Genomic DNA, 15,573 nt, shown 5'->3' with positions numbered 1-15,573 from the left:
GTCTGGCAAGCACACCATACCCTGCAAAACAAACGGTGGAGAGCAGCAGGAGAGCAATTCCTTTGAAATTACCTGAAGTCATTCCGCTGCCTTTCATCAGGAAGATGAAGACTACTCCGGCAACAGAAAGAAGCAGGAATAGCTTTTGCAGCACAGATGTCCGTTCTTTCAGGAATACCGAAGCCAGAATAAGGGTGAAGACAGGGGCCATGGCCTGAATGATTCCAGCCTCGGATGAATTAGATGATACCAACCCAAATGCCTGAAAGGCAAAAAACAAAACCGGAGAGAGCAGACCGAGTGGTATGATTCTCCACAGATCCCCCAGTGTGAGCCGGATTTTGATCCATCCCAGGACAACCGGGATACTGACTACGAGAAGGGATAAGGCAAACCGATGTGCAAGCACATCCATCGGGTGTGCCACATTGACGGTCATTTTGACAAATAGAAAAGATAAACCAATGATAGCCGCATACATAACGGCTGCGGTATAGGCATAAGCCCGGGTACGTGTCGTATTCATATTGTTCCTCCATATAGCCTGATTATCTCGGTTGGACTTGGCAAACACCTGTCTTGTTGTCATGTGCTGTAAGGTATTTACTTCATTCAATATACTGTCAGTTCAGTCGTGGTACAATAATGAAAAGTATAGATTGTGCCGGTACAGTTATGTGGGAAGGACAGATCCTCTATATGAAAAAATATGAAATAATTGCGGAGTCGCTGCAGCATTGGATACAGGAGCAGCTGCAGCAGCGGGGGCATCAGCAATGGAGTGATAAGGGAATTAAACTTCCAGCAGTGCGTGTGCTGGCTGAACAATATCAATGCAGTGTAAGCACGGCAATTCGTGCCTATCAATGGCTTGAGCAGCGACATCTGGTATATGCCATCCCTCAGTCGGGATATTACGCTGTGCAGAACGGAGTGGGTGCAGAGGACGTGGACTGGAAAGAACCGCTGGATTTCGCCTCTGCTGCTCCAGATCCCCGTGTATTTCCGTATTCCGATTTTCGTCATTGTGTCGATCAGGCGATGGAGAACAATCAGGCGGAGTTGTTTCTGTATGGTACGGAACAAGGGCTGCCATCCCTAATCCATTTGTTACAGAGGCAATTCGCCGATTATCAGGTGTTTGCCCCAGCAGAACAGTTCTTTATTACGTCCGGCGTGCAGCAGGCGCTAGCTGTGCTGGCACTGATGGCTTTTCCGAATGGCAAGAGACGTGTTATGGTCGAGCTTCCGAGCTATCATCTTATGCCATCCATGTTGGAAGGCCTGAATGTACCCGTTACCGGAGTAAGGCGTACGCTGGAAGGTCTTGATTGGGAGTCGCTGGAGAGGCAATTTGGTGAGGGGGATATTAAATTCTTTTACGTCATGCCACGTTTTCACAATCCGCTGGGGACATCCATGACCTTAGCCGAGAAGAAGAGATTAATCAAGCTGGCAGATCGATATGACGTGTACTTGGTGGAGGACGATTATTTAGCCGATCTGGAGGAAAATACAAAACAGGACCCGCTATTTTCTTACGATACGGTAGGCAGGGTCATCTATTTGAAAAGCTACTCCAAAATTCTATTTCCCGGCCTGCGCATCGGTGTAGCGGTCCTTCCAGCGGCTCTTGCTCCTTCGTTCGGGGGACACAAAAAAATGCTGGATATCGACACCTCGGTGCTGTCACAGGCTGCGCTGGAGGTTTACATTCGCAATGGCATGTTTGCACATCACGGCAAAGTCATTCGAAGTCGTTATGCAGCCCGAATGCAGAAGGTTCATGAGCAGCTGGCTGCCGATCCGGAGTTCAGTCCCTTTGCCGATGCTCCGCGAACAGGTGGGGAGCACACGGTGCTGCCATTGGCCAGCAATATGCCGCTTGGCGTGTTGTTATCAAGGCTGGAAGAACGGGGTGTGATAGCCGGTACAACCGAGCGTTATTACCCTGAGGGAACGAAGCAGGATAAAATGCTGAGGTTGAATATATCCAATGTGCCGAAGCAGCGGATTGAGGAGGGCATGCGGATTATTCGTGAAGAGATCGTGAAGCTGCAAAGCGGCAAGATGAAGTGATATTTTTGCGGCCGAAAAAAAAGGCGTGCAGCCAAGCTGAATATTCAACCTGATTGCACGCCTTATCTGGTTCACAGAAATCTTAGAACTACTCTTGAGCCATCGCCTTGAAGGAGGCTTCAGCTGCTTCCAGTGTTGCCTGCACGTCCTCATCTGTATGAGCCGTAGTCAGGAACCAGGCTTCGTACTTCGATGGAGCAAGGTTGATACCGCGGTTCAGCATATGCCGGAAGAAGGAGGCAAACCGTTCACCGTCTGTATCTTGAGCTTGGTCATAATTCGTTACCGGGTGATCGCAGAAGTGTGTGGAGAAAGCACCACGAATCCGGTTAATCGTCAGTGCGATACCATGACGATCGGCAGACGCCTGCAGACCTGATGTCAGATCAATAGCGAGTCGTTCCATTTCTTCATACACGCCTTCGCCCTGGAGTACTTCCAGACATGCGATACCCGCAGAGATGGAGGCAGGATTGCCGGCCATTGTTCCGGCCTGGTAGGCCGGTCCGAGTGGAGCAACCTGTTCCATGACATGCTTGCGTCCGCCATAAGCTCCGATTGGCAATCCGCCACCGATGATTTTGCCGAGAGCAGTCAGATCCGGTTCAATCTCGGCATGATTGGCAAGACCGGCATACGTTTGCGTAGAACCATAGTGGAAACGGAATGATGTAATGACTTCGTCATAAATCACAAGGGATCCATTGGCACGTGTCATGGTACACAAACCTTCCAGGAAGCCTGGCTCTGGCATAACCATGCCGAAGTTTCCGACAATGGGTTCCACCATTACCGCTGCAACATCATCACCCCAGCGCTCCAGGGCTTCTTTCAGGCTATCCAGGTCATTATAAGGAACCGTGATCACTTCATGTGCGATGCTGGTTGGAATTCCTGCACTATCCGGAATCCCGAGTGTGGAAGGGCCGGAACCTGCAGCGACCAGCACCAGGTCGGAATGACCATGATAACATCCGGCGAATTTTACAATTTTATTGCGTTTGGTATAGGCGCGGGCCACGCGGATGGTAGTCATCACTGCCTCGGTACCGGAGTTAACAAAACGTACCTTATCCATGGAAGGAATGGCTTCCTTCAGCATTTTGGCAAGCTTGATTTCAAGCTCGGTTGGTGTACCGTACAACACACCGTTCGCTGCTGCATCACTAATGGCTTGGGTAATATGAGGATGAGCATGTCCGGTTACAATGGGGCCATACGCTGCCAGATAATCGATGTAGCGGTTGTCGTCAACATCCCAGAAGTGCGCGCCTTGAGCCTTTTTCATAAAAACGGGTGCGCCTCCGCCAACGGCTTTGAATGAGCGAGAGGGACTGTTTACGCCGCCTACAATATGTTCAAGTGCCTCTTTATATAAGATTTCGGATTGGGGACGAGATGAGTTCATGGGTTTATTTCCTTTCGGCTATGAATTTGGTTGCAAATTTTTCGTAACACAACACAGCGAGAGGGCAGCATAATGGCTGCCCTCTGCGTGTTTACTTACTGAGCCGGCTGCTCCGACTGTTGGTCTTCACCGCTTGCTGTTTTATCTTCGGTTCCAGTCGTACTGTCTTCCGGTTCAGCAGGCGGATGAATAATATCCTGGATATGCTGCTTCAATTTCTCTTCATTGGTTACCGTCAGGACTTGAGCTCCACCTGCGGTCCGCTCTTCCTTCAGCATGTTCATCGGCGGAATTTGTTCGCTGCCGTTCATGCTGCTCTGATATCCAAGTCCACCCAATTTCCACATATCCGAGAGTGTCAGGTTTGTGTCCACATAAGGGTTAACTTGCTCCAGAATGGTAGGGAGCTTGGCAATGGTTGTTGTGGATTGCATTTTCGCCGCTACGGCTTTCAGGAATTCACGTTGACGCTCGGAACGAGCGAAGTCAGACATCGCATCATGACGGAAACGCACGTACATCAGTGCTGTTTCACCATCGAGATGCTGATAACCTTTCTTCAGATCAATATCGTACTCGTTATTGTCTGCCTTGCTTGTATAATGCATGTCCTTCTCTACGTCAAAATCCACACCGCCAACAGCATCCACCAATTTGATGAATCCTTGGAAATCGGTATACACATAATACTGGACAGGGATCCCCAGCAGGTCGCCAGCTGCTTTCATTGCTGCATTGGGGCCATGGGTAATAGCGGTGTTAATCCGCTCCTTGCCATATCCGTCTATATCGACGTAAGTGTCTCGCAGAATGGAGAACAAGTTGATTTTTTTGGTGAGTGGGTCGAGTGATACGACCATCATGCTGTCCGAACGGGGAATTTCCCCTTCTTTGAGGCCACGGGCATCAACGCCCATAACCAATATATTTACTGTTTCAGTGCCTTCCCACTTTGGAGGGTCCGGTGTATTCACTTTTTCGACATTTTCAATACTGGCGAACGGAGATTCGTCGCCTTCCTTCTGCAAGCCATTCAACTGATTGAGAATAGAACCGAAATAAAATGCCGCTGCGCCTCCAACGATCAGAACAAAGGCGGCAAGAGAAATCCAAATGGTTCTCTTCGTCTTTCTGGTCATGCTAGCTCTCCTTTGTATTTGAGATAAAATAAAAAACGAGTTCGAGTTGCCGTGGTAACGTAGCCTAAAGCCTTCCGTGCACGTCTCTTCCAAACAGCAGTCAGAGGACGCAGCTTCAGCTATTTTAAAAGCTTGCTGAATTTTGACTGATACCATTATAATTTCTTTTTGGGCTACAAGCAATTTCAACAAAATCCAAGTGAGGTATAATCATGCTGGCGATTGATGTCAAAGATTTGCGTAAGTCGTTTAGCGTCCAGAAAAGTCGGGGTGGACTGAAGGGCGCATTTCAAGATCTGTTTAAACGTCAATACCAGGAAGTATTGGCTGTGAACGATATTTCGTTTCAGATTCCGCAGGGTGAAATATGCGGATATATTGGAGAGAACGGTGCCGGTAAATCAACAACGATCAAGATGTTGACCGGCATTTTGGTGCCTACTTCAGGGCATATATCGGTTGGTGGATATGTTCCGTACCAGGAACGGGAGAAATTTGTACAGAATATCGGTGTCGTATTTGGTCAGCGAAGCCAGCTGTGGTGGGACATTGGCGTGATTGAATCATTCCATCTGCTGCGCAAGGTATATCGTGTGGACGAATCCGATTTCCGCAAACGGCTGGATGAACTGGTTGAACGGCTGCAGCTGCAGGATCTGCTGAATCGTCCGGTGCGCAAGCTCAGTCTCGGGCAGCGAATGCGCTGCGAACTGGTGGCCGCATTGCTTCACAATCCCGATATTGTTTTTCTGGATGAGCCAACCATTGGTCTGGACATTGTCGTCAAGTCGGAAATCCGAGAATTCCTGAAAGACATGAACAAGGAACACGGAACAACCATTTTGCTGACGACACACGATCTGCAGGATATCGAAGCACTGTGTTCAAGAGTGATCATGCTCGATGCCGGGAATATCATCTATGATGGCGGTCTGGACCACTTGAAATCCCAATGGGGCAAGGAACGGGAAATTCGCTTCAAATTCGGCACGGGCCACACCATAGCACAGATGCAGGAATGGACTGCCGCCATGCCCGTACGCTGGACGGTAGAGAACGAGTTGTCCGCATCCGTCTGGATTCCGCTGGAACTCAATGTGTCCGATGTACTTGGTCGTGTGGTGGGACAGGCTGATATTACGGATATTCAGATTATTGAGATTAATACCGATGAGATTGTACGGAGTATCTACCAATCCGGTTCTGCCGAGCGACCCGAGATTGTGGGAGCAGGGAAAGAAGCGGTGGGTGTATCCTAGATGAATAGTGCATTTTTTGATTTTATGCGAATCCGGTTTCTAACGATGCTGGCGTACCGGGTGAATTATTATTCCGGCATTTTGATATATACGCTGAATATCGGCGTGTATTACTTTACATGGCAAGCCATTTACGGTGGCAGCGGAGAACTGGGTGGGTTTACGGCAGCTCAGATGACCACGTATGTGGCGGTCTCCTGGATGGCGCGTGCATTTTATTTTAACAACCTGGACCGTGAAATTGCCGCAGATATCCGTGATGGATCCATTGCGATTCAATTTATAAGGCCAATCAATTACGTTATGGTCAAAATGATGCAGGGTCTCGGCGAGGGCGTTTTCCGTTTTCTGCTGCTTATGATTCCAGGCATGCTCATCGCGATCCTGCTGTTCCCGGTTGAACTGCCTACTGCGCCTTCAGCGTGGATCGGATTTCTTGTCATGCTGTTCTTCAGTTTCCTCATTAACTCCCAGATTAATGTCATTACGGGACTGGCAGCGTTCTTTGTGGAAAATAACGAAGGCATGATGCGCATGAAACGGGTCGTGGTCGATTTGTTCTCCGGTCTCATCATTCCGATTAGCCTCTATCCGGACTGGATGTCCGCGATCATGAAGGTATTGCCTTTTCAGGCCATCACGTATCTGCCAGGTTCCGTATTTACGGGAAGAGTGGAAGGCACCGGCATTTGGAGTGTACTCGGAATTCAGGTGCTCTGGTTTGTCATCCTGCTCGTTCCAATGATGCTGATCTGGCGTCAGGCGCGCAAGCGTCTGTTCGTGCAAGGGGGTTAACAGCATGTACTACTTAGGTCTAATTGGGGAATATTTAAAAAACTACATGAAAACACGGCTGACGTATCGTGCCGATTTTTGGGTCGAGATCATTTCGGATCTGCTGTTCCAGGCAACGAATCTGATCTTTATCTTTGTTGTTTTCCGCCACACGGATAACCTCGGGGGCTGGAGTGAAAGTGAAGTCCTGTTTGTATATGGTTATTTCATGGTGCCCTACGGCATCTTCAGCTGTTTTATCAATCTCTGGGGGTTCAGCGAGCGGTATATTGTTAAGGGTGAGATGGACCGAATTCTGACACGTCCGGCGCATAACCTGTTTCAGATATTGCTCGAAAATGTGGACCCGCCTGCACTTGTGGGTTCGTTTATCGGACTGATTATCATGATTTTTAGCGGGGCAGAAATGGGACTTGTCCTGGAATGGTGGCATATTCCGGCGCTAATCATTCTGGCGCTAAGCTCTGTGTTAATCTACACGGGGATCTATACCACACTGACGTCGCTGTCCTTCTACTCGGATGCACCGACAGGCATTCTTCCATTGATGTACAACATTCAGGGCTATGGACGTTATCCGGTAACGATCTACAATCGTGCCATTCAGGTACTGTTAACCTGGGTCATTCCGTTTGCCTTTGTCGGGATCTATCCAGCAGCATTGTTTTTGGATCGGTCGGAGATGCATCGTATGGCGCTCCTGACGCCGGTGATGGGACTGGTCTTCGGGACAGTCGGACTTACACTGTGGAACTACGGTGTGAAACGCTACCGTGGTGCGGGTTCATAGAGAGAAGCCTATTGAAATAGAGGCTAAGACGAAGGAGGAAGAGAGAGAGATGACATTAACTGAAGGCAAGCTTGCTCCGGATTTTGAACTTCCGGCGAGCACCGGGGAGACGGTGAAGCTCTCCGATTACCGTGGACAGCGGGTACTGATCTATTTTTATCCCAAGGATATGACTTCGTCCTGTACACAGGAGGCATGCGATTTTCGGGATCGCCATGAGGAGTTTAAGGGGTTAAACACGGTTATATTGGGCATTAGCACGGATCCGATGAACAGGCATGATAAATTTATCGCCAAATACGGATTGCCGTTCACCCTGTTATCGGATGAAGAACATCAGGTTGCCGAGCAATATGGGGTGTGGCAGCTTAAGAAGTTGTACGGCAAGGAATACATGGGCATTGTCCGTTCCACATTCCTCATCGATGAAGAGGGAAAGCTAATCAAGGAATGGTCCAAAGTCAGAGTCAAAGGACATATTGAATCCGCTTTGGAGACGGTAAAGTCCCTGTAATAAGCATCCAACATCAACGAAGGCAGTGTTCTCGGATATACCCGTGGACACTGCCTTTTTTACGAGGTTACACGTTTGGTGGGCCGGTTTTTTCTATGGAAGCGGAGCCAATGAACGAGCAGCAGGAAGAGCGGAATGATCAGGCTGACAGTCACATTCCAGTCGAGCCATGCGGGCATGACGGTATTGGTATAGAAGATGATATTGGGACCAATCAGAACCGCTGCAGCAAACATCAGCAAGGCCGAGGGCAGGATGAGGGGTTTATAAGCTTTCAACTCGAATAACTGGGCGATTCCCAGAACAAAACCGAACATATACAGCATACTCTTGAAATAGGTCGAGATTAGCCAGGAGATGGCCATCAATGCTTCGATTCGTTCGAAAAAGTTACCGATATTGATTTTTTGAGCCAGAGAATAGGAGATATAGAAACCATGCTGCGTAAGAATTGGACCGAATATCATGAGCGAAACGAGCTCAAGCATAGTTAACAGAATCCCCCCTCCAAGCGTTGCAAGCAGCATATCCCGTTTAAGATGAGATGCGCTTGTCACATAAGGAAGGAACATGGATAGCACAATTAACTCGCCGAAGGATGAGAAGGCTCCTCTAATAGTGCTATGGAGCAGACTCATCCAGGGAGTATCCAGAATGGGCTGGAGTTTAGCAGGTTCTACTTGTGGAAGCAGACCCAGTAGCAGAAAGATCATGAAGACAACCACGATGGGAGCAAGGAGTTCACTGCTTGTCCCCATGGTCCTGAGCCCGTGTATAATCCCCCACACCATGGGGCATAGGAACAGAGTCAGAATGACACGGATGGGGGTCTGAAGATAGATCTGTGTTGTCATAAAGTCTCCCACTTCACGGAGACATATGGCAGAACCCATGATGAAATAGCACAGATATCCGGCAGCCAGAATGGAACCAAGCCATGGACCGAGTAATTTTTTGCAGATTTCAATCAGGGACAATTCGGGATGCGTACGATACAGTCTGAATAGAATCCACATCATTACAAGACCAATTGGTTGACTGAGCAGGGAGGATATCCATGCATCCTGTTTGCCATGTGCCGTGACCAGGGATGGATATATGAGAATCATGTCCCCGACCATCGTCAGGAAGATCAGTAGGGTGAATTGCCGTACCGTAAGGCGATCTTTAATCAGCATGGTACCTGCTCCTTCAACATGTTATCAGTTGGATATCGATTTTTCTCTTTTTTTGAATACCATGACAAGCAGCAGAATCCCCGGCAGCAAAATCCCTAAAGTTGTATCCCAATCCACCCAATATGGGACGATCGTAATGACTATAAAAGTGAGATTAGGAGCCACTACATTGGCCATTCCAAACACCAGCATGCATGTGGGCAAAAGGAGAATCCGATACTGTTTAAGCTTAAAGAGCTCTGCTGTTCCTACCATGAAAGCATAGAAATAAATCATTGCCTTGAAATAGGTTGAGATCAGCCAGGAGGTAGCCATAATGGCCTCAATGCGTTCAAAGAAACCTCCAATACTGATTTTTTGAGATAAAACAAAAGATGCATAGATATTGTGCTGCGTCAGGAATGCACCGAGCACAAGCAGAGAGATGGTGACCAGCAACGCCAGCATCAAGTTGCCCAGACCAACGGCAGCGATGACATCACGGGTTCGGTGAGCTTGTCTTGCGGTATAGGGCAAAAGCATGAGGATGGGAATGGCTTCACCCACCGGATAAGTAATGCTTACGAGTATACCTTGTATTAAAGAGACGACATCAGTATCCGTGAAGGGTTTCAAATTGCTGATTTCCACTTTGGGCAGAAGGCAAAAAGAAAGAACAAGGATGAAAATGATCACAATCGGAAGCAGCAATTCACTTGTTCGTCCGATGGCTTCCAATCCGTTGTATACACCCCAGCCAAGAGTAATGACAAACATCAGGATAATGATCCGAATGGGTGTAAATTGAAAAATCTGACTGGTCATAAAATCTCCAACTTCTCGGGAATGAGTGGATGTACCTACGAGAAAGTAAAATAGGTATATGATAGAAAAAACGGTTCCTGGCCAAAATCCCAAATGCTTGCGTGCAATCTGAACCAGGTTCTTACCCGGATTCATATTGCCCAGTTTAAGGAACACGGCCATGAGCGCCATACCTAGGGGGATTCCGATAAGGGCACAGATCCAGGCGTTTTGCTTAGCATAGGACGTGATGACAGAGGGATAGATAAGCATCATATCTCCAATGACCATCATGAAAGTCAGGGTTGCCAATTGCCGTGTTCCAAGCCGTCCTTGCTCCAGCATCCGTTTAACCCCCTTTCCTAAGTTCCGGTGATATTGGCCAAAAATTGATTCACAGGTTCATAAATCCACATAATGATATAGAGTGGACTTGGGAATTCCCATAGGTTTGCTGCAATTACGCTAAAGAAGGTAGCAACAAGCAGCATACCGCTGTATACTGCGGTTTCTTTCCATTCTTTGCGGCGGATTAGACCAGGAAGATCGATCAATCCGACGATAACTCCCACAACAATGACCGTGATCGTGATCATGTCTGATCTCACTCCTTCATTTCATTTTTGAATGAATTATCCAGTGTACCCGTACGTTTAATCTGCACGTTGGCTTCGTATTTCACGTCTAGATTGTCAAAGTACTTGTTCCAGTCGTTCTCCATCTTTTTGAATAGCTTGGGATCCACATGGTAGACTTCCTGACCGAATCCAAAAATATCGGCATGATATTTTCGCCTTACGGAGTTCACCGAAGTCTGCATGAGCTCGATTAATCGCTCCTCGCTCTCTTCTTCCAATTTTCTGAGCGTTTCCATTGAACCAATCTTGATGCCGCATTCCACGGCAGCGATAGAGGAAACATTCTCAAGCTTGATATGAATAACAGGCTGCCCGTCCACGATTTTGGCTTTTCGTTTCGTCGAGGTCCGCAGTGCTTTAAAGGTTACTGCTCCACCTTTGCCGCAGGGAAGGTGACTTACCGTGGAGACCACATTATCCCGAATGTAGTTATATCCTTTGGATTCTTCCTCGGTTAGCCAGCCGATTAACTTGTCCTTTTTGAACACACTTAATCCGGTCGTGTGAAGACTTGCTGGAGATCTGATGGAAGATATATTATCCTTGCTTCCGCTTATTTCCTGTTTTCCGACGATCTCAACGCCGGTAATTACAGGCTGAATCCCAGGGGTCAGCATATTATCAACCAATTCGTCTCCTGTCACAGTGGTTGTCGGAGACCAGGTTTTGGCGGACACGTCCAGAGAATTAAATAGCTTCTCAGCAGGTATATTTTCCAGTGGTGTAAGCAGATCCAGCACTTTGGAGGCGGTTGTCTTGCGGGCAACCATGACATAATAATCCGGCCGTACCGAAGGTTCCCTCATCAATGCTTCCATCACGTCGTATATCCCATCCTTACGGGCATATTCCTCTCCGAATACAAGAATACGCACATGTGCCATGAAGATACGACGGGGACTGGTTTCGGTCAGTTTCTGAATGGCTTCAAACAGTGTAGCAGCAGTAGCCTGATACTGGGTAACAGGCGTTCCTTTGCCACCTCCCGATTTGGAGGATACTTCATTGGGGACGACCACCTGGGCACTAACTTTGACTTGATCTCCATCCTTATCAACGCCCAGACCCAACATAATTCCAAGGTCATTGAGTTCCTTGCGATCCCAACATCCGGTAAGGAGAGGAAGCAAAACCGCAAGGGATAAAACGAGTCGAATGCACTTGTTCATACGTGTTCTCCTTGCTGCGATCAGCGTTTCATTTTTTTGTTGGACTGTCTCGTTTTGTTCGGTGTACCCGTACTCAGAGGGCGAGTTTTCATGTGAGACCAGGGTACGCGGAAGATTGTATCCTTCAGATCCTTCTGAACCAACGGAGCAAATGGCGACATGTAAGGTACTCCGAACGAGCGGAGGCTGCACAGATGGGTTACTGTAATGAGCAAAACGACAAGAATGCCATAGAAACCAAAGGCAGCAGCCAGAATCATTAATACGAAACGCAATATTCGAACCGAGATGGATAATCCATTTTCCGGAATGACATAACTGGATATGGCGGTAATCGACACGATGATAACCATTGCCGCCGACACAACCCCCGCATCAACTGCCGCTTGACCAATGACAAGCGTTCCCACGATAGAGACAGCCTGACCGACCGTTTTCGGAATCCGAATTCCGGCCTCCCGCAAGATCTCGTAGGTCAGTTCCATTAAAATGGCTTCAATGAAGGCAGGAAAGGGAACACCTTCACGCTGAGCGGCCAGACTGATCAGCAGGTTTGTCGGCAGCATTTCCTGATGGAAAGTGGAGATGGCGATGTAGAAGGATGGGGCAAGCAAAGCGATAAAAAAGGCCAAATAACGAATCATTCGAATCAATGTACTGATATCAGCACGCTGATAGTAATCTTCTGCAGATTGAAAGAAGTGCACAAACAGTGCCGGAACCAACAAGGCGAATGGGGTACCATCCACAATAATGGCAACACGGCCTTCAAGGAGTGCAGCAGATACCGTGTCGGGCCGCTCAGTGTTATATACCGTCGGAAAGATCGTCCCGGTCTTATCCTGAACCAATTCCTCGATATATCCGCTTTCCAGAACGCTGTCGATGTCAATCTCATCGAGTCTGCGCCGGAGCTCCTCTACCACTTCGGTATCCACGATATGCTCAAGATATAATACCGCTACCTTGGTTTTGGTTACTTGTCCAACTTCCCTCTCCTCAATCCAGAGATGAGGGTCACGGATACGTTTGCGGATCAAGGAGGTATTTGTACGCAAATTTTCATTAAAGCCTTCCATGGGTCCACGTACGACGGTTTGGGATACGGGCTCGGTAACAGCACGATCTTCCCAGCCGGCTGCCCCAATTTTCAGGCCTTTGGTTGAGCCTTCGATGAGCAGTACTGCAGAACCGGACAATAAGGCATTAAGTACATCTTGAATATTGTCTACCAGCAGCACATCACTGGCAGCAAGAATGTCATTTTGAAGATAGCTTAGACGTTCGTCTTCTGCCGAGAACCCTGGAAGATCATGTGTCTGAAGCAGGGATCCCAGAACGGCCTGATTCAGTATCTGAACATCGACTAACCCATCAATGTATAGCAGAATCGACGGCCACTTATGTAAACATTGGAGCGGGCGAATCATCAGGTCGTTGCTCTGACCCATGACTTGTTTGCAATACTCCGTATTTTCGATCAGATTCGGAGAGATTAGTTTTTGTTCATGATCGCTCTGCGCCGCAGAACTCATAACTTTCACCCCCATACCTCCCTATATTTTCAAGTTAGTATGACCTGGATGAATTCAACTTATGACAAAAAAAGAAGTGACATCAGAACGTTGCACATACAAAAGGTGATTGCCAACTATAATTAATTAGAATAATATCTAATTAGATTAATATCTAAAAAAATGAGGTATCGTAATGACATTCAGTTTGAGTTTTAAACGCTTGCTGCACGCAGAACCTGATTACAGGCAGCTTTTCATGGCGGGATTGGTAAACGGAATTGGTGATCGATTCAGTCAGGTTGCCATGCTGGCCTTGATTCTTGGTACAACCGGTTCAGGTCTTGCCGTAGGTTTGGCGCTCGGGTTGAGGGTGTTTCCTTTTCTTCTTCTGGCTCCGCTAGGTGGTGTATTAACGCTGCATTTCAGCCGGCGAACAATTATGATTGTGACCAATCTTCTAAGGGTACCCATGGCTTTAAGTTATTTGCTCGTGCACCAAGCAGATGATCTATGGATTCTATATACAGCGAGTACGCTGCTTGCTTGTGCAGAAGCCATCTATGCGCCTGTCCGCAAATCGGGAATCCCTTTGCTGGTACGTTCAGAGAACTTACACCAGATTAATGGGCTCGAACAAGTCATGAACGGATCCGTTCTCATCGTGGGGGCTTTTGTAGGTGGTATCGTCTCAGCTGCATTGGGTCCTCAGGCTGCTTTTGTAACCAACGCAATTGCTTTTCTGTTTGCTGCTGCTCTGATTCGCCAGATATCGTTTCCGACATTTGGAATCGAACAAGTAGATGAAACGGTGGGGAAACAACCTACACATGCTCTAAAGCGTAAAAGCAAAGGGGGTGCCCTTATGCTGTGGCAGTTCATCTGCTCATCGGTCCCATTGCAGATTCTTATTGCATTCGAGTTGTGGGTTCCCGTTATTAATGGGATTGATAATGTGCTGATCAGTGTATATGCGATTGAAGTATTCAAACTGGGAGATTGGGGTGTGGGCCTATTTTACGCAGCACTGGGGATTGGACTTGTGCTCAGCAGCTGGGGTTCTCGTTATTTGCAGCAGTGGCTGCTCCCTGGCGTTATAGCATGTCTGTTGATCGAAGGCAGCTTGTTAATGCTGCTAAGTGAGACCAGGTTCGCATCGGTTGCTGTCCTGATGTATATTTTGCTGGCCTTTACATCAGGTATGGGGAACACGTGTCTCGATACGCTGCTTATGCGGGAAACCCCGGAGAAATACCGCGGAGTTGTCTATGGTTTAGTGACGGCATGCAGCAGTACGATGCTTGGGTTATCCATGTTTGGGGCAGGCATACTGCTGGAGGTAATGGAACCGCGTAGACTTGGTTTTGCAGGGGGAATGGGATTCGCATGTATTGCGCTCTTGCTCGCGGCTTATGCATGGATTCGAAGGGATGCTTTTAAAAGGAGTTAATCAAAAAAAGAGTCGCACTGGTGGCGACTCCGGGGATATGCTTCATTCTGCATTTTGTTTCTGTCTAATTGGAGAAGACTTGCGAATTGAACGTTGTCCCCAAGCTTTCCGATAGCGGTACAGCACGGCAGCGATCAGTAACAATCCAATGCCTGCAACGATATAGGCTGCGTATTGATGCGCAAGGTGGAACACGGCGTTCCACTGTGGACCGAATACTTTTCCAATGCCCAGAAATAACACGACCCAGAACAGTGCACCCGAGTAAGCATATAGTGCGAACTTGCGGAAAGGAACCGCTGCTATACCTGCGAAGTACCCAGTAAAATGCCGTACTCCCGGTATGAAATATCCGATGAAAATCAGAGCATTACCGTATTTGGCAAACCACTTTTGTGTTTTATCCAGCTTGTCCTGTTTGAATAGAAACCATTTTCCGTAACGGACAATGAAGGGCAGACCGGCTTTGGCACCAATGAAGTAAGTGATTGTCATGCCGATTGTCGTTCCCAAAAAGGCAAGGATGGCAAGAATCCCGAAGTCCAGTTGGCTCTTGTATGATAGGTATCCTGCGTAAGCCATGGTTGTTTCTCCCGGGAAGGGAAGAGCGATAAATTCCAGCAATAAGCCAAAAAACAAAACGCTGTATCCATAGGATCCAAACAGATGCTGGATCTTTTCAAGCAATTCCAATAGATTCACTCTCCTGAAGACAGGGGAATCGGATGACTCTCCATGCTGTCCTGTATACGATCATTGCAGCCAGCTGTCATGTGAAACGTTTGCAGTGCTTATCCCCGTAATAGCAGTGATTCCGGTAATAAGTGCCTGTTCATTATGCTACCCAATCCCAAGCC

Annotated in this window: 15 protein-coding genes; 6 read left to right on the top strand and 9 right to left on the bottom strand. The window is 47.8% G+C overall.

The window, feature by feature from the left end; all coding sequences use genetic code 11:
- Nucleotides 1-526 (bottom strand): DMT family transporter (locus MH144_RS30375; protein WP_239305863.1); only part of this gene is annotated, 526 nt, incomplete at its 3' end.
- Nucleotides 527-675: 149 nt separating this feature from the next.
- On the opposite strand from MH144_RS30375, the gene MH144_RS30370 reads away from it, so the two are divergent.
- The gene (locus tag MH144_RS30370) at nucleotides 676-2,079 is read left to right on the top strand and encodes an aminotransferase-like domain-containing protein (protein ID WP_239305860.1); all 1,404 of its coding nucleotides are present in this window, start codon (nucleotides 676-678) and stop codon (nucleotides 2,077-2,079) included.
- Nucleotides 2,080-2,167: 88 nt separating this feature from the next.
- Here MH144_RS30370 and MH144_RS30365 read toward each other — a convergent pair whose 3' ends face one another.
- Nucleotides 2,168-3,487 (bottom strand): glutamate-1-semialdehyde 2,1-aminomutase, encoded by a 1,320-nt coding sequence (locus tag MH144_RS30365; RefSeq protein WP_239305859.1) that lies wholly within the window; start codon nucleotides 3,485-3,487, stop codon nucleotides 2,168-2,170.
- Nucleotides 3,488-3,582: 95 nt separating this feature from the next.
- Nucleotides 3,583-4,626 carry an LCP family protein gene (locus tag MH144_RS30360; protein WP_239305858.1) on the bottom strand — a complete coding sequence of 348 codons (1,044 nt, stop codon included), beginning with the start codon at nucleotides 4,624-4,626 and terminating at the stop codon, nucleotides 3,583-3,585.
- 212 nt (nucleotides 4,627-4,838) lie between these two features.
- On the opposite strand from MH144_RS30360, the gene MH144_RS30355 reads away from it, so the two are divergent.
- From MH144_RS30355 to bcp, 4 genes are read left to right on the top strand one after another with little or no spacing between them, the layout of a single operon-like run.
- Nucleotides 4,839-5,885 (top strand): ABC transporter ATP-binding protein, encoded by a 1,047-nt coding sequence (locus tag MH144_RS30355; RefSeq protein ID WP_239305857.1) that lies wholly within the window; start codon nucleotides 4,839-4,841, stop codon nucleotides 5,883-5,885.
- Nucleotides 5,886-6,680: an ABC transporter permease gene (locus MH144_RS30350; protein WP_193724882.1), complete on the top strand. Its 795-nt coding sequence runs from the start codon at nucleotides 5,886-5,888 to the stop codon at nucleotides 6,678-6,680.
- A 4-nt stretch (nucleotides 6,681-6,684) separates the two neighbouring features.
- Entirely contained in the window at nucleotides 6,685-7,470 is a 786-nt protein-coding gene (locus MH144_RS30345) for an ABC transporter permease (RefSeq protein ID WP_239305856.1), read from the top strand.
- A gap of 49 nt (nucleotides 7,471-7,519) precedes the next feature.
- Nucleotides 7,520-7,984, top strand: a complete 465-nt coding sequence (gene bcp, locus MH144_RS30340; RefSeq protein WP_239305855.1) for a thioredoxin-dependent thiol peroxidase — start codon at nucleotides 7,520-7,522, stop codon at nucleotides 7,982-7,984.
- A 59-nt stretch (nucleotides 7,985-8,043) separates the two neighbouring features.
- Here the strand turns inward: bcp and MH144_RS30335 are convergent, their stop codons facing one another.
- From MH144_RS30335 to MH144_RS30315, 5 genes are read right to left on the bottom strand one after another with little or no spacing between them, the layout of a single operon-like run.
- Nucleotides 8,044-9,162 carry a GerAB/ArcD/ProY family transporter gene (locus MH144_RS30335; RefSeq protein WP_239305854.1) on the bottom strand — a complete coding sequence of 373 codons (1,119 nt, stop codon included), beginning with the start codon at nucleotides 9,160-9,162 and terminating at the stop codon, nucleotides 8,044-8,046.
- Nucleotides 9,163-9,186: 24 nt separating this feature from the next.
- Complete coding sequence (locus MH144_RS30330; protein ID WP_239305853.1) at nucleotides 9,187-10,290, bottom strand: GerAB/ArcD/ProY family transporter; 1,104 nt, start codon at nucleotides 10,288-10,290, stop codon at nucleotides 9,187-9,189.
- Nucleotides 10,291-10,307: 17 nt separating this feature from the next.
- Nucleotides 10,308-10,541 carry a hypothetical protein gene (locus MH144_RS30325; protein ID WP_127540680.1) on the bottom strand — a complete coding sequence of 78 codons (234 nt, stop codon included), beginning with the start codon at nucleotides 10,539-10,541 and terminating at the stop codon, nucleotides 10,308-10,310.
- A gap of 8 nt (nucleotides 10,542-10,549) precedes the next feature.
- The gene (locus tag MH144_RS30320; protein WP_239305852.1) at nucleotides 10,550-11,752 is read right to left on the bottom strand and encodes a Ger(x)C family spore germination protein; all 1,203 of its coding nucleotides are present in this window, start codon (nucleotides 11,750-11,752) and stop codon (nucleotides 10,550-10,552) included.
- A gap of 20 nt (nucleotides 11,753-11,772) precedes the next feature.
- Entirely contained in the window at nucleotides 11,773-13,287 is a 1,515-nt protein-coding gene (locus tag MH144_RS30315) for a spore germination protein (RefSeq protein WP_239305862.1), read from the bottom strand.
- A gap of 175 nt (nucleotides 13,288-13,462) precedes the next feature.
- Here MH144_RS30315 and MH144_RS30310 point away from each other — a divergent pair, with 175 nt between their 5' ends.
- Nucleotides 13,463-14,716 carry an MFS transporter gene (locus MH144_RS30310; protein WP_239305851.1) on the top strand — a complete coding sequence of 418 codons (1,254 nt, stop codon included), beginning with the start codon at nucleotides 13,463-13,465 and terminating at the stop codon, nucleotides 14,714-14,716.
- A 42-nt stretch (nucleotides 14,717-14,758) separates the two neighbouring features.
- Here MH144_RS30310 and MH144_RS30305 read toward each other — a convergent pair whose 3' ends face one another.
- Nucleotides 14,759-15,409, bottom strand: coding sequence for a DedA family protein (locus tag MH144_RS30305; protein ID WP_239305850.1), 651 nt, complete (start codon nucleotides 15,407-15,409; stop codon nucleotides 14,759-14,761).
- Between the last annotated feature and the right edge of the window lie 164 nt (nucleotides 15,410-15,573).

Origin of the sequence: Paenibacillus sp. ACRRY (assembly GCF_022346995.1) — a bacterium.
Classification (GTDB): domain Bacteria; phylum Bacillota; class Bacilli; order Paenibacillales; family Paenibacillaceae; genus Paenibacillus.
Note: the sequence above shows the minus strand (reverse complement) of the source record. Positions and strands in the feature narration are given on the sequence as shown.